Source organism: Cyanobacterium aponinum PCC 10605 (genome assembly GCF_000317675.1).
Taxonomy (GTDB): Bacteria; Cyanobacteriota; Cyanobacteriia; order Cyanobacteriales; family Cyanobacteriaceae; genus PCC-10605.
In genome coordinates this window covers 1,409,463-1,428,829 of the sequence record NC_019776.1, presented here as the reverse complement: position 1 = coordinate 1,428,829, position 19,367 = coordinate 1,409,463, and the positions used below count along the sequence as shown (strand labels likewise).

Below are 19,367 nucleotides of genomic sequence, written 5' to 3'. Positions count from 1 at the left end.
TACCCTGAGTGGGCATTGAAAAAAAAGAAAAGTTGTTCGACTATGAAATAAGAATTCTGCACTTCGTGAGAAAAAAGGAAATGAAATTAAGAACATTATCCAATTTGGGATTGGGGTTAGTATTAGCCAGTGTAATCCATCAGCCAAAAACTTCTGCTCATGGGGTGGCGATCGACTATCAAGCTACAGAAGCGATCGCAATTCAAGCTAAATATGATAGTGGAAAACCAATGAGCAATGCTCAAGTAGTAGTTTATGCTCCTAATAATCCGACTCAGGCTTGGCAAACAGGAGTTACAGATAGTGATGGTAAATTTACTTTTGTACCTGAACCGAATGTTAACGGTAATTGGACGATTAAAGTAAGATCGGCAGGTCATGGTAGTGTAGTTAATATTCCTATTGAGCCATTACAGGCGGAAAATGACCATCAAATTCAAGAAGAAATATCAGAAAATCCTAACACTAATTTGGGGCAAAGCCCCCGTGCTAGTTCGTCCATCACAGGAGAATTATCAACCCCCCAAAAAATTTTAATGGCACTAACAGGTAGTTGGGGTTTTGTGGGTACAGCTTTATTTTTTTCTCGCAAAAAGCAGGAATCAAAAGTTAGTAATTAGTATTAATTATTAATGATTGAAACAATTATTATTTCTCTCATCTCATCTATAATTTCTTATCTCTAATTTTTCTCTAGTTATTTTATGCACATACCTGATGGATTATTACCTCCTGCTGTCAGTATCTCCGGATATGCGATTACAGGAGGTGTAACTTGGTTTTCTTTAAAACAAATTCATAAACAGACAAACTATCAAGAAGAAATCCCTAAAGCATCTTTACTAACTGCGGCTTTCTTTGTTGCTTCTTTAATTCATATTCCCATTCCTCCTTTCAGTATCCATCTCGTTTTAAATGGAGTGATGGGTTTAGTTTTGGGTTATTATGCTTTCCCCGGTATTTTAATTGGCTTATTTTTTCAAGGGATGTTTTTTCAACATGGGGGGTTATCTACCCTCGGAATTAACGCTATTATTATGGGTGTTCCTGCTTTGTTAGCTCATTATATATGGTCTTTTCGTACCACATCTTTTTTTAATACTCCCTTCGGCAAGTCCACTTTAGCCTTTTTGGGAGGGGGGCTAAGTGTTTTTTTATCTGCCTTAATTTTTGTCTTTATTACTATTAATAATATTGCCCCTGATTTAGATATTGACGCAGAAAAAACAGCTATTTTTACTTCTCTAATTGGTTATGCTGTTCAAGCCTTAATTGAAGGAATTTTAACAGTAATGTTAATTAGTTTTTTGGAGAAAGTCAAACCAGAATTAATCGGTCTTGAAAATTCGGAAGGGAGAAGTTAAAACAGTTAAAGAAATAATATGCACTATTATAAGCATATAAACATAATTTTTATCCCTCACAGTTAATCAGGGGATTGCATCATTATGAATGAAATCTTGTGCGATCGCTATCAAATACTTCATCCTCTAGGTAGTGGGGGATTTGGAGAAACCTTTTTAGCAGTGGATTTACACAGCCCAACTCAACGAAAAGTAGTAGTAAAAGCCCTTAAATCCGTTAACCATAATACTAGCTCAGAAATCATTGAAAAATTATTTCTTAAAGAAGCCCAAGTATTAGAAGAATTAGGACAAAATTGTCCCCAAATTCCCACCCTTTACGCCTACTTCTGTCAAGATGATAAATATTATTTAGTACAAGAATACATAGAAGGAAAAAACCTCAGTCAATCAGGGATTCTATCTTCTGATCGTTGTTTAACAATCTTAACATCCCTTCTCGATACCCTCAAATATGTTCACAGCAAAAATATCATTCACAGAGATATAAAGCCTGAAAACATCATTATCCGAGCCTCTGACGGGCTTCCTGTGTTGATCGATTTTGGCGCGGTGAAGGAAACAATGGGGAGTTTCAACACTTCATCAGGTTCAACGGTTTCCTCTGTCGTCATTGGTACAAGAGGATTTATCGCCCCTGAGCAAAGTATGGGAAGAACTGTTTTTAGTACAGATTTATTTGCACTAGGGTTGACCATGATATATAGTTTAACCGGAAAATATCCCATTGAGCTTCCTTCTAACAATTTAACGGGGGAGTTAGAATGGCAAAATTTAGTGGCGAATCTGCATCCTTCCCTTGCAAGGGTATTGGAAAAAGCGATCAAAATGGAAATTTCTAATCGTTATCTCACCGCCGAAGCGATGCAAGAGGATTTATATTTAAGTCAGTTTCAAACCGTTGCAGTTGTTCCTCCGAAAGGCGAGAATATCAAAACTTCTAACATTAATATCGAAAAAAATACTGATCCTATTCCTGTAGTTCAACCTCCTGTAAGTCAGCCAATATATCCAGAGCCAGAAATTAATACTTCAAGTAATAGTTATCCGAAACAGAATGATAAATCTTCATCGAATATTCTGATTATTTTATTAATTTTAATATTAGCTTTATTAGGTTCTTTGGTCGGGTTTTTTATTATTCAAAATATCAATCAAACTCAACAAAAAATAGCTGAAATTGAGCAAGAAAAAGAGCGAATAAAATCACAATTATCAGAAGAAAATCTTAATAAAGAAAGAGAAGAATTAGAGGCTCTAAAACAGGAAGTGGAGCAACAACGCTTGGAGGCGGAAAGGCTTTATCAAAAAGCTAAAGAAGAAGATCGTAATAAAGAGAAAATTAGTAATACTACAGGTTCTTTTGATAGTGGCAGTCAAAATATAAGTGCTATCGTTTTTGATCCCCCTTCCAATATTAGAACAACACCTAATGGGGAAATTATTTGTAGCGTAAATGCCGTTACTTCTATTACTATTAATACTTATGGTTCTGCAAATGGTTGGTATGTAACTGATTTTTGTGGTAGAAATGGCTATATACATCATAGTCAAATCCATTTTGAAAACACTGTTCATGTTGAAAAAAATCCTAGTTGTTTAGTTACTAACATCAAAACTGGACAATTAGCTGTGCGTAAAAGTCCGGGGGGAGAGTCACTTGCTGGGTTAAATAATGATGATGTTGTACAATATATTCGAGGGGATTTTCCTTGGTATTATATAAGAGTAATTGAAGGATCTAATCGCTCTTTGAATGGCAGAACTGGATGGGTAAATGCTAATTATTTAGAATGTGCTTGAGACTAGGAATAAATTTTTAAAAATATAACTTTAGTACATATTAAAGATAATTTTTCAGGAATTAAATTCCACTAAATAAAAGCATGAGTATCTAACAATATTTTCATATAATATCCCCTAATATTTCGGGTGGTAAGGGATCATTAAAATCATCACTCATCCAACCTTTATCCTTAAATAAACCTGCAACTCTTTTTCCATTCGATTTATTTTTTTCAGTTGTTGCTCTAAGGGTAAATCTTTTATTTTCGTTAAAATCATCTCGGTTAAATCAATCGTTTGAGTAGTCATAGGTTTAAGATTATTTATAGTTAACATATTTATCCTGAAGTGTCGAAATTAGTTTATGAGGAAATGCTAAAATCAATTTAAAGATTACTTTGAGAAATTAATAAAAAAAGAAAAAATTTATGGTAACTTTAACAATTACAAAAAATCAAATATTGAATTTAATTGATCAACTTTCTTTATCGGAACAAGAAGAAATATTAAAATATTTAATGCAAAAAACTAATTTAGATCCTGATGATACTCCCAATGAAATAGTGATAGAAGGGATTAAACAAGGGCTTAATGAAGCATTCACGGGGCAAACAATTCCTTTATCCCAGATGTGGGAGGGAATTGATGTCGAATAATTCGTTACCCGTCGAAATTTTATTAACACAATACTTTAAAAAAAATTTGACTCAATTAGCTAAACGTTATCGCTCTATTCGTAAAGATTTAGAGCCTTTAATTGAGTGTCTGAAACTAGGAGAAATTTTGGGGGAACAGATTTCGGGTTCTAATTATCAGGTTTTTAAAGTTCGTCTTAAAAATAGTAATATTCAAAAGGGTAAAAGTGCAGATTATAGAGTTATTTACTATCTTAAAACTAGCAGTAAAATTATTCTAGTGACAATTTATTCTAAGTCAGATTTTTCTGATATTTCAACCAAAGTTATTGAACAAATTATTGCAGAATTTGAAAATCAATAATCAACCTTTTTCTCGTAAATCTATTTATAATTAAGAATTAAGAATTACCAAAAGAGAAGTCAGGAAAAAACTGCACATTATAAGCAGAAGTCCTTTAAAGGATGTCTTTTTATTAACAATAGTATCATATTTTCTTTATTTTAGGGGATGATCCTGCTTTTTACGAAGATAAAACCTTTTATCCTGAAGTGTCGAAATTAGTTTATGAGGAAATGACGAATAAAAATCCTAATCTTCCCTAAAAAATTTGTTTTAAAAAGCTCCTATATTGAGCTAATTATTATTTACCAAATAGTATTAATAGAATAATTATGGAAGATAGAATCGATGGTGAGAATTGGGATTTTTTCTATCATAGCTTGAGCAATGAGTATTCTATCAAAAGGATCTTTATGATGTAAAGGCAAATTTTTTAACTCCCAAATATGCTCTAATTCTATGGACAAAATTTGAAGATTATTAATATTTCTCTGCTTAGTAATTATTTGAGACAATGGATTATCAAAATGTAGTTTATTGATAGATATTTTAATCTGCATTTCCCACACACTAGCAATACTCAAGTAGAAAATATTTTCTTTATCTTCTATTAAACTTAATCCATTTAAAGATAATTTTTCAGGAGTTAAATTCCACCAAATAAAAGCATGAGTATCTAACAAGATTTTTATATAATATCCCCTAATATTTCAGGTGGTAAAGGTTCATTAAAATCATCACTTATCCAACCTTTACCCTTAAATAAACCCGCAACTCTTTTTCCATTCGATTTATTGTTTTCCCCTGAATTTTTGGTATATTTATGAGCAATGAATTCAGTAAAATCTAAAATTTCTTGTTGTTGCTCTAAGGGTAAATCTTTTATTTTCGTTAAAATCATTTCGGGTAAATCAATCGTTTGAGTAGTCATAGGTTTAAGATTATTTATAGTTAACATATTTATTTTATAAAAACTTAAGACAGTTTTTGCAGAATTTTTACTTTGATCAGAGTTTTAGGAAAAGAAGGCAAGAGTATTAGTTTTAATGTACTAGCTGTTTTCATGGAAAAATCTTTTAAAATATTTGAATTGCTTTACTAAAACTAAAAATTAATTTCTCCTGATTCTAATAAGCTCCATTGATTATTATTAATTTTTTTCAATTTTGCAGGTTTTATTACTTTTATATCTTTCCCTAAAGATGCGATCGGAATTTCTCCATGAGTTATAAATAAATTCGCTAAACGGGTTAAAATTAAACTATTTTTATCAAATATTCCTAAAGGATCAGGAAATAAATATAATCCTTTTTCTCCTTGCTTTAATAAATATTGACCGAGAGAATCAGCCTCTAAATAAATATCTTTAGTAGAGCTTTGTAGAAGTTTATTAACAGTTGTTTCAGTGAGTTTTAATTTAGTATTTCCTCCACCCAAAGTAGCAAATTTTTCTGGTTCAAGATGATATAATTCTACCCATTTTATTTCTTCAGGTTCTAGTTTTTGAATGCGTTTTTCTAAAGAATTTAGTTTTATTTTTAACTCATTATTATTTTTATTTAGTTTTTCTAAAACGTTTAATAAGCCTTGAAGACTTGAAGGCATTGTTTCTTGATTTTCTGTTAACTTTTCTAATTCTGCGGTTAACTTTTGAGTGGGGGATGTTTTACCTAAATAAAGTATTCCTTTTTCGATTATTTCCCATTCTTTTCCACTGGGAATCATATTTAATAGGGCTGGTTTAATTATTATATAGTTATCATTATTTGTGTCTTTTTCTCCTTGTATTTTAAACATATTGTGCAGACTTCTTAATCTACTTATTCTTAATTTTTTGCTCTGATTGGGTAATAAATAATATTTTTTCTCATCTAAATTTTCTAATAAAATTATCCAGTAATTACCGCCAATACTCTTTTCTACTATTGTCTTATCCTCAGAGTGCGATCGCCAACTTTGTGCGGTGATAGAAACTTCCACTACATACTCTTCTAAAATAGAAGGAACATCATTATAAATATCTATTAATTTTTCTGGGGAAAATTTTAACGGTTTTGGTTGTATATCCTTGGGAACAGATTTTAAGATAATTGCATCTTTTGATTCAAGTTTTTTTACTCTTTTTTCTAATTTTTGTACATATTTAATAATTTCTTGAATGTCTGATTCTGAATTAGTCATAATCTTATTTACTTCAGTTAAAATGAAGAATTAAAAAACTCCGAACCCCGAACTAATCTAATTTTAATTTTTTTGAATTCCAATACAAAAACGTCCAATTACTGCATCACCATTTTCATTTTCTAGTGTTTCCAGACTTAAACTTTTTAACTTATTCATAAAAATAGATAAATTCTGAGTTTTTGAGCCATCGCCTAATTCTCCGGCATTTACACTCCAATCATTCCACCAGTCTAAACTGGTTACATCATCTAATATTAAATCAACTTCAAATAAATAAATTTGTGGATTAGATAAATTATTAAGATTGAGATTAGTAACAAACTCTAAATTTTGTTTTTGTTCATCCAGTTTCAGATTATCAATTATTAAGGCTTGACGCAAAGTGTTACTAGAGTTTTCGATAAAGTTTTGTTTTTCTTGAGTATTTTCTAAAGGAGTATTATTTTCTTGATTATTAGCCGTTGATTTTTGGGATTCTTCTTTAGCTTCTGTTGATTCTGCGTTAGTTTCTTCTTCTTTTTCTTCTAATTCAGGTTCTTCTATATTCTGATTGTTTTTACCATAGGTAAAGACTTTAGTTTGAGTGATCAAATTATTTTCATTAATAAATAAAGAATAATTATTATTATCATTCGTAGCTAACTGGGGAAAAGCAACAGAGTAGTTAATTTTAGGTTGCATTTCAGTGGGGTTAATCACTTCTATTAAGTCATAAGTATCTTGATTTTGATCTTTAGGAATCACTACCACATTATCATCAGTAAGGCTATAAATTCTTTGTAAATCTCCTGTTTCTGGCAAAACAGAATTGCGTTCTATGGTTGAAAAATTCCCTAAATTGACTGCTTCCTTGAGAATATTTTGACTAGGAAAAATAAACATTTCACTGTAGCTTTGAAGTTGAGAATCTAGTTTTTTTATCTCATTAAAAGAGTCGATTATTTTATCATATTCTCCTATGAACAAAACATAAAAAGGTCGATAGGCTTCGGAAGATTTACCTTGGGTATTATAAATAAATTTAGCACTGCCTGTATTGGGATTAAAGACTGTACCATTAAACTGACTTTTTACTGCCCAGACTCCAATGGTGTAGTTTTTTCTTCCTTCATTGAGATAGTTCTTACTTAAGGCTTCTGCAATTCTACCAGCGTCATCCCCTTCTAAATCTGTAACAATAACCGTTAATTTTTCTTTACCCTGTGGGGGAGGAGTAATAGCGGATTGAATAGGACTAGATACGGGTTTATAAGTACCATCATTGCTATCATAGAAAGTGGTTGACTTCGCAATTTTACGGAAATCATCTCTGGTGATATTTTTTTCGTCCCCGATGCGATGATATGTTACATTTACATTGCTAGTGCCGATAATACTATTCGATAAAACTTCAATGGTTCTGGTATAGTTGCTATTGGGAATCGTGACATAACCTAACATGGAATCACTACCGTCAACGTGAACTGCTATGTCTAGTGTGGGGTTGCTAACATAGTTGGAATTTTCACTCGCCCATTCTGGCATTGCACAGGATATTTCTTCTACAGGTTTTTTTTGACAACCAATGAGAAAAGATAGAGATAGAGTCAGGGGGATAAGATATTTGATAGTTTTTACACGCAGGTTGCCCATGAATTCTTTGTTCTATTATCGATGTCAATTTTAAGTATAAGTCATAGCAATCCGATTTGAATTTGGAAAAAATTATGATCAAGTTTTTGAATTACCGTAAATTTTTTCCTAGATATGAAAGAAAACTTAATAAGTCTTATAGATTGAATGAGTGTAAAATACACCTAATGAGTTTTTATATTTACATTCACTTAATTAATGGTTTGTTAATCGATGAAAGTCGGAGAAATTATTAGGATTATTGTCTTTGCTTTGGTGGGTTTCTTTGTGATGATGTGGTTGCAACCCTTTCTCTATGAGCAAAGATTTTTTGGTGTAATTAAAAGTATTCCTATCCGTGATTGGATTCAACAATATTATGTCGCCGCTTGGATTGTGTTTGGCTTTTCTGTACTATTTACGGTTTTATGGTACATCATTTTACTGAAGAATCAGGGGGGGAGTGCTGATTCATTTAAGTTATTGTGGGTTGTGGGTGCTGGTTTGCTGGTGCTGGTTGTTTCCTTGGCGGTGTATTTTAATAATCAAGATGAAAATGGGGAATTGATTCAAGAAACAATGTTTTCCATGATCGGATTATTCTTGTTTGACTCTCTTTTCCTATTATATTGGTTGCCCACTGTTACTAGCACCCCCGGACTATTAAAGCGTAAAACTGTACCTTTTGCTATTCCTGTAAATGATTTAATGAATCGGAATTGATGTTCATATTGAGGAAAATTTTATGAGTTTTTATGTTATCGGCATTGGTGGCACGGGGGCGAAATGTATAGAAGCGATCGCACATTTGGCTTCTGTGGGTTTAATTCCTACCAATATGTTAAAAGTTTTATATATAGATGCAGATGAAACTAACGGTAATCTACAGCGATCGCAGCGTACGGTTAGTATTTATCAAAGATGTTTTCAACTACTTAAAGGGAAACATCAAGAATGTGCATGGATGACCACAAACCTTGAATCTTATGGAGTTTGGTCACCTTTCACCAACAACAACGCCGATCGCAAACTAGGGTCATTTTTCTCCTACGAAACCTTAAAACAGACTTCTCCCCCATTGGGCAACCTATTCGATGTACTTTACACCGAAGACGAAAGACAAGTATCCCTAGAAGTGGGCTTTAGGGGCAGACCTGCGATCGGATCTAGTATTATGACCCAAATTAACCTCGAAAGCCTTGAACAAGAGCCTTGGCGCAGTTTGATCAACGAAATCGAAAATAATGCGGGGGGCGGTTCTCAAACCAAAGTCTTACTCTGTGGATCAATTTTTGGCGGTACAGGCGCATCAGGCTTACCCACTATTGGACGATTAATTGCCAATAAACTAGAAAAAGACGGGGTAAGAGATAGGGTGAAAATCGGTTGTATTTTTGGCTTACCCTATTTTAATTTTCCTAAAAATAGTAATACAAATGAACAAGTTTACGCCAGTTCCGATCTCTTTTTACTCAACACCGAAGCCGCTTTAAGATATTACAAAGAACAAGCTAACCAGTTTGACACTAAATATCTCATCGGTAATCAGAGTATGGAAAAACTAGGGGATTTTAGCGTGGGAAAAGACACCCAAGTCAATCGCCCTCACTTTGTGGAATTTTACGCAGGTTTAGCCGCCCGTCATTTTTTCTGTGATAATCCCCCCGAAGGGGTACACGTTATGAGTCGCAATGAAGCGGGGATTTTACAGTGGGATGATATACCCCATGTAGAAGAAGTGAAAGCCAAGCTAGTCAACGCGGCCCGTTTTGCCTTTATCTGGTTAGCGGATTTTGAAGATCAATTACAGAAAGCGAAAACTGCTGGTATTAGAGAATTAAACGGTTTAGCGTGGTTTGATAAATTCTTTAGAGGGACAAAAAAATTCATTGGAGGCTACCAAAGACCACATTTACCAGATTTGAGTGAATCTGATCAACAGGATGCCATTAAAAGCGTTACCGCTTGGTGTGAGGACTTTTTGCGATGGTTAAAAGATATTCACTACTGCGATAACGAAAGGGTACAACTGTTCAAAGCAAGAGAATATTTCGGTAATCCTAAGAGTTTGAAAGGGGAAAAATTCTCAGATTTATTGTGGGATGATTCTCGCTCCAAAGAACTATTGCAAGATGATAACGCTATCACTCTCAAAAATAAAATAGGGGAATTAGATACCCGTGATTTTGGCGAACCGAATCAGGGAGTGGCAGGATTAGCAAAAGCGGTTTATGTCTGTTGCAAAGTGTGAATGAATTAAAAATGAAAAATGAAGAATGAAGAATTAACCTAGATTCGGGATGAATTTTCATCTATGAGTGATGGCGAAAAGGGCAAACCCCCTTTTTCCCCCTCAAGAGGGGGGAAGACAAAAGTGAATAGTTGATAATTACTCGTTACTCGTTACTCATTACTTTCTTCTAAAACCTGACACCTGAAACCTGGTACCTGACACCTCTTTCCAAACTCCCTAACCCAATTATTCAGAAATTATTAACTAACAACTATGGCTGATTTACTTTTATCAAAACTAAAAGAAGATACTACCATCACCAGAGGACAACCCGGTAAATGGGATAGTAAAGGCGATGTGGCGTTTCGTGATGTTGCCGATAGCCTTGATTATCAAGCACCCGGGGCGATGAAAAGCGTTAGCTCTGTTCCTACGATGTGGGCTAGACCTCTGATTACAGAAATGGCTCTTTATGATACCAAACACCCCATTCATAAGGTAATGGTGGATCAATGGCGGGGAATGATAGCTGCGATCGCACTGGCGGAGGTAGAGGGATTTGATTTAAAAGCTCAGTTTTTAGATTTATCCCAATATCGTTATCAACCCTTTGGGGATGCTTTATATCAACTGATGCCCGAACCCGTTAACGCCCTTTACACCAGAGATAATAAAAACCCTTGGGAAGAAATTTATGTATTTTTGTGGAAGGGTAAACCCGTTGGTATGAGTAGCCCTAGCACTCTTGTATGCCCATCAGAGGAAGGTAACTGGAATGGGTTGCGATGGTATCAAAATGGGATGTTAGTTAGTCCTGAACCTTATTTAAACCAAGAATCAAAAGAGTTATTGTGGCGTTGGTTAGAGAATTTACAGGCACAAATAGTTAACTATCAAGGTTCACCCACTGCTTTAAATAGCATGATTCGTCTAATTACTCAATTTCGCAACGATTTACAATTAGATGAACAAGGCTTAAACCCTTTACAATTAAGCAGTAATCCGACTTATTTTGGTGAACCCATCAACCGAGGAGCGTTAATTTTACTCAATCAACCTCTAAAAATTCCTCCGAAACCTTCTAACGTCAGAGTGATTCCCAGTGCCGTTAAAACTGCTCAAAAACCTTTAATCATAATTGATCAAAACATTTCTGAATATTGGGGGGTTGCACCACAAAATATCTGGATACATCGTGACAAAACCCTCGCTTCTCTCAATATTAATGATCTCAAAAATGGTACTTTAGTTTGGGATGATGTGAACTGGATCGCATCTCAAGATTTATTTTTAGAGGAATTAGCCTTTGTGGATTTGGAAGGGGCTTTCCCCGGTGCGATCACACCTAAGTCTCAATTACCGATAACTTTTAACGGAAATAAAATCTCTCCTCTGTTACCTCTTAATGAAATTTTATTAGACTATTTTACCCCTGAAGATTTACTCAAAAACATCGAATTAGAGCCTTTTGTGAATGTTAACGGGCAGGGAATTCGCTTAACCTTAACTATCCCCTTATCGGGCATCGGAGAGGGTAATCAGAGGCAATTTAACAGTCTCCGTCTGCAAAAAGATTATATCCTCAAGGAAGAAAACGCCATTAAATATGTACCAGTATTAACGGTATGGCCTAATTTCCGTGCGAAAAACTGGAAAAATTATTATACTTTTTATTACGATGGCGACTATGGAGACGAAACTTTCCAAGTCTATTTCCCCAATCCTACCCAACAACCACGCAGTTTCAAAGATCCTAACGGTACGGGTGCTTACCAACTCTCTACCCTAGAGGAAATGCCCACCCATGTGATTTGTAAAAATTCCTATGGCCATGATATAGGTTTAATTTTACTGCCTACTGTACCCGAAATAAATTCCAGAGGCACATGGCGAGTGGGGGTTGACTTTGGTACTTCTTTTACTAATGTTTATGTTAGAGGCGATAATACAGGAGATTCATTATTAGACATCAACAGGGATTTACAACTTAATGTGACTGAAAGTCCTCTCGGTACTCGTTTACCTGCCCTCATTGAAAATTTTATCCCTGATACATTTTTACCATCAGAGGATCCTTTGCCCTTATGTACGGTTTTAACCACCAAAAATAGCGATCGCAATGTTGATGAATTGCAACCAATTTTAGACGGGCGTATATATATTCCTGATCCTGCGGAATTTGACCCCAATAAACAATGGATTCGCTTAGATTTGAAATGGTCTAACATCAAAGATTCTAAGGCATTTTTACGTCATCTTGCCCTGCACATAAGCGCGATCGCAGCTTCTGAAGGGATGGACGCTATTCAATGGTGTGTTTCTTATCCCAGTGCCTTTTCCTACATTAATAAAATGACCTTCCATCGTAACTGGCAAGACATCGCCACCGAGTTACAACCGAAAACAGGCATTGACTATTCCACTCCCCAAATAGACGATAACCAACGTTTTTGCACCGAAAGTGTCGCTTTAGCCCAATATTTCAACGATAAAGAAAGACATCCCCTTGTGCGTACTACTTGTATTGATATTGGTGGCGGTACTTCCGATATATCCATCTGGGAAAATCGTCGCATTGTTTATCAATGTTCTGTTTTATTGGCAGGAAGAAACATTTTCAGCGAAGTTTTAGCACAAAATCCTCGCTATGCTGAAAAATTGATGCAGGAATTTATTAGTGGTAATTGGGGAAGCACGAGCGAAATGTCTATTATGACGAAAATCGATGTTTGTCTTCGTCACAAAGCCCAAGAATGGCTCAATAATAAACGAGTTTACAAAAACGAAGATCCCTATTTCCAAAGGCTAATAACCATAACTGCGATCGGCGTTGCAGGACTGTACTACTATGTCGGCTTAATTCTCAAAACCCTTCATCAAGAAGGCAAATATAGCCAAGCCCAAATTACCCCCGTTTATGTTGGCGGTAATGCCTCCCGTTTCTTCCACTGGTTATCCCCTACAGGAAAATACGACAGAAACGCTGACTTTAATAAACTCTTAAGTTATATCCTAAGTAAAGCCTCAGAATTTAACGATACCCAAGAACAAACTGTCCTCAGTGAAAGACCAAAACATGAGGTAGCTTGTGGTTTAGTTCTCAATGGTGCTGAATTAACAGGGCTTACAGACAATACCGAAATAGATCCGATCGCAGGGGAAAAATATTACGTTGAATACCAAGACGACGATCAAATATTCAAACAAGAAAAAGACTGGCAATCGAGACTTCACCTTGAAGGTACAATCACCAAATTCGACATCCCCGAATTAACCCACCTCGAAAAATTCCTCTATGAATTTCATGCAGGATTACAGTCTCTCAAAATTCAAACCATCCAACCCTTACCCAAATCCGATTACAAACCGCAAAAACCCAACGAATCCAACGGCGAAAACTCAGAAGAAAGCGAAGACAAAAACGCCCAACTCTGGAAAGAAGTCAAATATCACCTAGAAAACGAACTCCTGGACATCAAAGGAGATGCCAAAATGATACGGGAAAAAACCCCCTTTATCATGGGCTTAAAATCCTTACTCCACGTCTTAGGCAGAAGATGGGCAGACGCATACCGAGACTAACCAACAATCCCATCATTAAATTCCCCCCTTATTAAGGGGGGTTTAGGGGGGATCAAAATACTTTATTCAAGGGAAAGGGAGATTAAAGGAATTGAAAAAATCAACTTATGAAAAGAAACTTAAAAATTAAGTGATCCCTAAATATCCGATTTAGACAAATTTTAGATTAAAAAAAATTAAAGATAAGTTTAGGGGCAAAGGCAAACAAAATTTTCCTAATTCAAAATTATAAAAATTACTATGTAACCATGTTTTCTAAACACGAAAATAAATGTCCCATCTGCGGCACACAATATCAAATTAATCAGGAAAAATGTACAGTATGTTATTGGGATTTAGGAATTTACTTAAACTATAAAAAACAATCACCAGAGAAACTAATTAAAACAGCAGAAAAATGGGCAAGAATAGCTTTTAGTAAAATTAGACAATACCGTAAAGAGAGAAATGAGTTAAGAAAAAAAATGGAAGAATCACCAAACTTTACACAAGAATTATTTGAGATAAAATTAAGACTTTCAGACATAGAAAGAAAACTAGAAAACTTATCGCCAGAACAGCCTTTATCAACAAACATAAAAGAGGAATTAAAACAAGAAATAATTTCCGAAGTAAAAGCAGAGATTAGAGAAATTATCCAAGAATCATTGAAGAAATTACCGATAAATCATATCAGCAATCAAGACAATCAGTTTGATAATTCTTCCTATACTATTGAAACAGAATTTATCGAAAATAAAGAAAACTACCCAGAAAAATCTCCTAATTTAGAAAAAATACCCAATATAGAAATTAATCAATATGAACAATATATTCTCGAACAATATTATAATAATCCCGAATTTTTAGAACAATATGCTTATAAAGTAAATGCTACAAAAAAAACCTTAGAAGACATTTATCTTAACAAAGCTAATCAAATAGTTTTTCAAGAGTCTCACCAAAGTGACTATTGGATAGTGGAATTAAAAAATGGGGGATATTGTTTGCTACCAGACTTAAACCTGAAAATAAACACCAATTTAAAAGCAATTAAAACTATTTTTGAATTAAATAATTATCAAGATAATATATCAAAAAATTTTCGAGTATTAAAAACTGCTAAAGTAATGGAAATTAACAACCAATGGCAGTTAACAGAAAAAGGAGTCTTACAATTTTAATTATTATAATCAAGAGGTGAACCATGAAAAATCAAATCCTTAAATCAATAATTTTATCCTCTCTTATTCCTAGTATTATTACTAATTTTAGCTACCCCGTTTTTGCTCAAAGTAAATCTAATAATTCTCCATCATCTCCTAATTTTCAAGGCTTATTAATAGATATAAAAAATAGTTATGATAATTTTAATGATAGCAATCAATTACTGTTAACAAAACTAGAGGAAGAAAGTAAAAAAAACCCACCTACTACAGATATTGAAGGAGTAGAGACTAAAATCAAAGAAAACTATGATAAATTAGTCACCAGTGTTAGCAATTTAAAAAATCAATTATCAGAAGAAGAAAAAAGAGAATTAAATAATTTATTATCACCACTACAAACAGAAAAGGAAAAGGGATTAAGTGTAGAAGCATTTACCAAATTATTAGAAGATGGACGATTAGATAAAACAGAAATTTGTGAAAGCATACAAATACCTCTAGGGCTTTTTTTGTCTAAGAATGATGCTAATTGTGGCAATTTTAATAATAAAACCTATGGCAAATTATCAGGATTTATTAATACTCAAATAGAAGCGATTGATAAAGAAATAAAAACCGTAGAAAAGCTACCTCGTTTCGGTAATAATTCAGGGGAAACTTCGGGACAAAATAATTCATCTCAAGAAGATAATAGTAGTTTTTTAATTCTTTGGATTGTTAATCTTATTATTGCCTTAGGATTAATTGGAGCATTTATTGGGATTTACTTGCTAAACAAAAAAATAGAAAAAGAAAATCACAAATTATATAATCATATTGAGAAAACAGAAAATAAAATAGAAGAATTATCCGAGAGAAATCAGAATCAAAGTAAACAAGTTACTAAGCAAGATGCTCAGATTAAAAATTTAAAAAATAAGAATGATTCTTTGCAAAAAGAAATAGAAAATCTGACATCTCAAATAAATAATATTTTATTAAAAGTTAATCCTCTTGAAAAGCAATATAGTAGTAATCAGACACAACCGCAAAATGAGATTATCACTGATGAAAATAATGAATTAAAGCCTGAATTAGAAGAACAAACTAAGTCTGAACCTGAACCTGAATATCTACGTTTAGCTCGATCTTATCAAGAAAATCCCCATAATTTAGTTCAAAATGCCATTAGAGTAAGCATGACGAAGGAAACCTTAAACAAAATCTTAGCAGGTACATGGGAAGGTATTGTTGAATTAGAAGAAAATAATCGTCAAGGAGAATTTTACATTATTAATAATAATAGTGGTCAATTTTATCTATTTTTAGACCCAGATACTAAGTTTAATGTGCCTACTTTACAGAATATTAATAAATCTCAATTATTTATTTGTAAAGGAAATATGTCTCAAGGTTTTAAGGGTAATGAAATTCATATTATTAAACCTGCAGTTGTTCAAGAAAATAATAATAATTGGCGGTTAGCCGAATCAGGAGAAATTCAATTAAGTTAAACTAATTATTTATATTGCGATCGCATTTAGTGAAAGTCTAACGGAAATAAAAAGCTACTACAGGGCTTTAACAAAATTTTGAGCTAATAAATCAATACCTGTAATTGCGGTACCAACAACGACACAAAAACAGCCCTTATCAAGAGCTTTTTTAGCTTCTTCTGGGGTTTTAATTCCCCCCTCACAAATAATAGGTGTATCAATTTCCCTGACTAATTCTTCTATTAAATCAAAATTAGGAGGAGTAAATTGTCTTGTGTCTTGGGTATATCCATAAAGAGTTGTACCAATAAAATCCACTCCCAAATCTCTGGCGATAATCGCATTTTCTTTCGTGTCAATATCCGCCATTACTAACTTATGCAAATTTTGTTGGATATGGGAAATTATTTCTTCCAGTGTTTCCCCATTAGGGCGTTTTCTTTGGGTAGCATCGATAGCAATTATATCAGCCCCTGCCTCCGCAACTGCGATCGCATCTTCTAAACGAGGAGTAATATAGACATCAGAATCTAATCCCATTTGTTTCCATAAACCGATAATGGGAATATCAGGTAATAATTTTCGTACTGCTTTGATGTGATTGGGGCTATCAATACGTAATCCTTTTGCTCCCTGATTTACACAAGCTAAGGCTATATTAGCAATAATATCGGGATTGTGTAAAGGCGAATTGCTAGGAGCTTGGCAAGATATAACAAGACTAGATTGTAATTCTTTCATCGAGATTATTAATTGTGGCTTTCTTAATTTTTAAGTAAGCTAGGAGTACATCTTAAAGTTTACTGGTTAGGGTAGGGAAAAGGGAAGATGGAAAATAAGTAATGAGTGGAGAAGGAGAGGAAAGATTAGTACAAAAGTTAACTGGTAAACGATAACGAGAGTGTTTTGTTTGTGAAATATTTTTTAATCAATTCTTAATATTTTCGACAAATATTTAAAATTACGATAACTATTTTGATGAAAGGCAATTAAAATGGCTATTATTTCTTTTAAACAAAGACATTTTGCTCTTATACGTCTTCCAACTCCACTCGATAAAAGTTTCTTTTGGAATAAAGTAAAGGTTCAAATGTTTGAGTCCAATTATCAAAATCACAGAATATAGGTGATATAAATTAAATATTTGTTTCATGTTTTGATCAGAGACATTCTTGTATTTCAATTTTATCTAAATTTAATGAAAAATAATTGATAAGACAAAGTTTTAGAATTAATTATGTCAGAATAGCAAAAAATGGTAAAATTTTAACTCAAATTACAACCTTCATTTTCACTTCAATTTTAGTTTTAAATAAATGAAAATAGAGTCTTTAAATAAAAAAGAGCTTGAAAACTATTGTCATAAGTATGGTATTAAAATACAAAGTAATAATACAAAAAAACAATTATTAGAATTAATTAATAAGGATAAATTTAATAAAATTACTAATGCTATTAAACAAGGAAAACAATTAGAGTTGTTAATATCACAAATTCGTTTAATTTCGGAAGAATATGCTTATCAATTAAAAATGCAAATTGATTTAAGAGTGGATATAAACCGATTAGAGTAATGTTTTATTATCCTCAAAGAGAACAAGCTATCAAGATTCAACAAACTTTAGAAACAGTTTACAAGGGTGTAAATGGCGAATATTATGCTGGAGAACAAGCATGGAATTTTATTAGAAATCGTACAGGATTTGATTTAAAACAGATTTTAATAGATATTGCCGATCAAAAAACACCAGAAAAAAGTTAAATTATGGAAAAAATAATTAAAGGAAATTGTCTTGAAGAATTGAAAAATATTGACTCAGAAATAGTAGATTTAATTTATTTAGATCCACCATTTTTTACACAGAAAAAACATTCTTTGACAACCCGTGATAATAGGATAAATTATCAATTTTATGATATTTGGCATAGTCTAAATGATTATTTATTTATGATGAAAAAATGTTTAATTGAATGTAAAAGAATTTTAAAAAAAACTGGTAATATTTTTTTGCATTGTGATAAATCTGCTTCTCATCATTTAAGAGTTTTATTAGATCAAATATTTTTGCCTGAAAATTTTAGAAGTGAAATTATTTGGTCTTATAAAAGATGGTCAAATTCTAAAAAAGGTTTACTTAATTCTCATCAAACTATTTATTTTTATTCTAAAACATATGATTTCAAATTTAACACTATTTATACTGATTATTCTCCCACAACAAATGTTGATCAAATATGGCAATTAAGAGAAAAAAATGATTATGGTAAATCTGTTTATAAAAAGGATAAAAATGGTAATATAATTTTAGCTCAAGAGAAAAAAGGTGTTCCTTTATCGGATGTTTGGGAAATACCCTTTTTAAATCCAAAAGCAAAAGAAAGAGTTGGTTATCCCACGCAAAAACCTGTTTTACTTTTACAACAAATTATTAATATTTCTACTGATGAAGGTGATTTAGTTTTAGATGCTTTTTGTGGTAGTGGCACAACTTGTGTCGCCGCTAAATCTTTGCATCGTAATTTTATTGGCATTGATATATCAGAAGATGCGATCGCACTTACTCAAAAAAGATTAAATGAGATGATTATAACTAATTCTAAACTTTTGGAAAAAGGAAAAACAAGTTATATAGAAAAATCAGAAGACGAATTATTTTTATTAAAAAGTATTAATGCGATTCCTGTACAAAGAAATAATGGAATTGATGGTTTTTTGAAGAGACAATTTAATGAAAAACCTATCCCAGTTAGAATACAAAAAAAAGATGAAACTTTAGAGAATGCGATCGCATCTATTAATAATTCGGAACAAGCAAAAAAAAGTGATTTAAAAATAGTAATTCAAACTAATAACTATCATCAGTTATTTCCTTTAGAAGATGAAAAAATCATTGTTATTAAATCTTCTGAGTTATTGATTAAAGAAGAATTACAAAAAGTGAATATGATGGTTTATAATAAATCAAATTAAAATTATATCTTAGATATTCAAATATAAATAATTATC

19 protein-coding genes are annotated in these 19,367 nt (G+C 32.8%); 13 read left to right on the top strand and 6 right to left on the bottom strand.

Annotated features, from left to right (window positions below):
* The first annotated feature begins 80 nt into the window (after positions 1 to 80).
* The 3 genes from CYAN10605_RS05925 (at position 81) to CYAN10605_RS05915 (ending at position 3,167) form a co-directional block, all read left to right on the top strand.
* Positions 81 to 620, top strand: a complete 540-nt coding sequence (locus tag CYAN10605_RS05925; RefSeq protein WP_015219032.1) for a carboxypeptidase-like regulatory domain-containing protein — start codon at positions 81 to 83, stop codon at positions 618 to 620.
* Between the two features lie 84 nt (positions 621 to 704).
* Entirely contained in the window at positions 705 to 1,364 is a 660-nt protein-coding gene (cbiM, locus tag CYAN10605_RS05920; RefSeq protein WP_015219031.1) for a cobalt transporter CbiM, read from the top strand.
* Positions 1,365 to 1,448: 84 nt separating this feature from the next.
* On the top strand, positions 1,449 to 3,167 hold the full coding sequence (locus CYAN10605_RS05915; protein ID WP_015219030.1) for a protein kinase domain-containing protein: 1,719 nt from the start codon (positions 1,449 to 1,451) through the stop codon (positions 3,165 to 3,167).
* Positions 3,168 to 3,323: 156 nt separating this feature from the next.
* On the opposite strand, the gene CYAN10605_RS19285 is transcribed toward CYAN10605_RS05915, so the two are convergent.
* A complete protein-coding gene (locus tag CYAN10605_RS19285) occupies positions 3,324 to 3,458 on the bottom strand; it encodes a hypothetical protein (protein ID WP_015219029.1) in 135 nt (44 codons plus the stop codon).
* Positions 3,459 to 3,577: 119 nt separating this feature from the next.
* On the opposite strand from CYAN10605_RS19285, the gene CYAN10605_RS05910 reads away from it, so the two are divergent.
* Positions 3,578 to 3,805, top strand: a complete 228-nt coding sequence (locus CYAN10605_RS05910; protein ID WP_015219028.1) for a hypothetical protein — start codon at positions 3,578 to 3,580, stop codon at positions 3,803 to 3,805.
* Positions 3,795 to 4,148, top strand: coding sequence for a type II toxin-antitoxin system RelE/ParE family toxin (locus tag CYAN10605_RS05905; RefSeq protein ID WP_015219027.1), 354 nt, complete (start codon positions 3,795 to 3,797; stop codon positions 4,146 to 4,148). The genes CYAN10605_RS05910 and CYAN10605_RS05905 overlap by 11 nt, the downstream gene beginning before the upstream one ends.
* A 284-nt stretch (positions 4,149 to 4,432) precedes the next feature.
* Here CYAN10605_RS05905 and CYAN10605_RS05900 read toward each other — a convergent pair whose 3' ends face one another.
* From CYAN10605_RS05900 to CYAN10605_RS05885, 4 genes are all read right to left on the bottom strand, one after another.
* A complete protein-coding gene (locus CYAN10605_RS05900) occupies positions 4,433 to 4,810 on the bottom strand; it encodes a type II toxin-antitoxin system VapC family toxin (protein ID WP_015219026.1) in 378 nt (125 codons plus the stop codon).
* A 5-nt stretch (positions 4,811 to 4,815) separates the two neighbouring features.
* Positions 4,816 to 5,058 carry a type II toxin-antitoxin system VapB family antitoxin gene (gene vapB, locus CYAN10605_RS05895; protein ID WP_015219025.1) on the bottom strand — a complete coding sequence of 81 codons (243 nt, stop codon included), beginning with the start codon at positions 5,056 to 5,058 and terminating at the stop codon, positions 4,816 to 4,818.
* Between the two features lie 173 nt (positions 5,059 to 5,231).
* The gene (locus tag CYAN10605_RS05890) at positions 5,232 to 6,308 is read right to left on the bottom strand and encodes a hypothetical protein (RefSeq protein WP_015219024.1); all 1,077 of its coding nucleotides are present in this window, start codon (positions 6,306 to 6,308) and stop codon (positions 5,232 to 5,234) included.
* Between the two features lie 63 nt (positions 6,309 to 6,371).
* Positions 6,372 to 7,943, bottom strand: a complete 1,572-nt coding sequence (locus CYAN10605_RS05885) for a hypothetical protein (RefSeq protein WP_015219023.1) — start codon at positions 7,941 to 7,943, stop codon at positions 6,372 to 6,374.
* 213 nt (positions 7,944 to 8,156) lie between these two features.
* Between CYAN10605_RS05885 and CYAN10605_RS05880 the strand changes: the two genes are divergently transcribed.
* The 5 genes from CYAN10605_RS05880 (at position 8,157) to CYAN10605_RS05860 (ending at position 16,378) form a co-directional block, all read left to right on the top strand.
* Complete coding sequence (locus CYAN10605_RS05880; protein ID WP_015219022.1) at positions 8,157 to 8,645, top strand: hypothetical protein; 489 nt, start codon at positions 8,157 to 8,159, stop codon at positions 8,643 to 8,645.
* Between the two features lie 22 nt (positions 8,646 to 8,667).
* Positions 8,668 to 10,173 (top strand): FtsZ/tubulin family protein, encoded by a 1,506-nt coding sequence (locus tag CYAN10605_RS05875; protein WP_015219021.1) that lies wholly within the window; start codon positions 8,668 to 8,670, stop codon positions 10,171 to 10,173.
* Between the two features lie 255 nt (positions 10,174 to 10,428).
* Positions 10,429 to 13,737 (top strand): hypothetical protein, encoded by a 3,309-nt coding sequence (locus CYAN10605_RS05870; protein WP_015219020.1) that lies wholly within the window; start codon positions 10,429 to 10,431, stop codon positions 13,735 to 13,737.
* Between the two features lie 248 nt (positions 13,738 to 13,985).
* On the top strand, positions 13,986 to 14,900 hold the full coding sequence (locus tag CYAN10605_RS05865) for a histone H3 family protein (RefSeq protein WP_015219019.1): 915 nt from the start codon (positions 13,986 to 13,988) through the stop codon (positions 14,898 to 14,900).
* 23 nt (positions 14,901 to 14,923) lie between these two features.
* The gene (locus tag CYAN10605_RS05860; protein WP_015219018.1) at positions 14,924 to 16,378 is read left to right on the top strand and encodes a coiled-coil domain-containing protein; all 1,455 of its coding nucleotides are present in this window, start codon (positions 14,924 to 14,926) and stop codon (positions 16,376 to 16,378) included.
* A gap of 57 nt (positions 16,379 to 16,435) precedes the next feature.
* On the opposite strand, the gene CYAN10605_RS05855 is transcribed toward CYAN10605_RS05860, so the two are convergent.
* Positions 16,436 to 17,101 carry an N-acetylmannosamine-6-phosphate 2-epimerase gene (locus CYAN10605_RS05855; protein ID WP_015219017.1) on the bottom strand — a complete coding sequence of 222 codons (666 nt, stop codon included), beginning with the start codon at positions 17,099 to 17,101 and terminating at the stop codon, positions 16,436 to 16,438.
* Positions 17,102 to 17,676: 575 nt separating this feature from the next.
* Here CYAN10605_RS05855 and CYAN10605_RS19005 point away from each other — a divergent pair.
* Genes CYAN10605_RS19005 through CYAN10605_RS05840 form a run of 3 tightly spaced genes read left to right on the top strand, consistent with a single transcriptional unit; the run spans position 17,677 to position 19,331 of the window.
* The gene (locus CYAN10605_RS19005; RefSeq protein ID WP_015219016.1) at positions 17,677 to 17,934 is read left to right on the top strand and encodes a hypothetical protein; all 258 of its coding nucleotides are present in this window, start codon (positions 17,677 to 17,679) and stop codon (positions 17,932 to 17,934) included.
* Positions 17,934 to 18,122: an ApaLI family restriction endonuclease gene (locus tag CYAN10605_RS19000; protein ID WP_015219015.1), complete on the top strand. Its 189-nt coding sequence runs from the start codon at positions 17,934 to 17,936 to the stop codon at positions 18,120 to 18,122. The genes CYAN10605_RS19005 and CYAN10605_RS19000 overlap by 1 nt, the downstream gene beginning before the upstream one ends.
* Positions 18,123 to 18,125: 3 nt before the next feature.
* Positions 18,126 to 19,331 carry a DNA-methyltransferase gene (locus tag CYAN10605_RS05840; protein WP_015219014.1) on the top strand — a complete coding sequence of 402 codons (1,206 nt, stop codon included), beginning with the start codon at positions 18,126 to 18,128 and terminating at the stop codon, positions 19,329 to 19,331.
* Positions 19,332 to 19,367 lie beyond the last annotated feature (36 nt).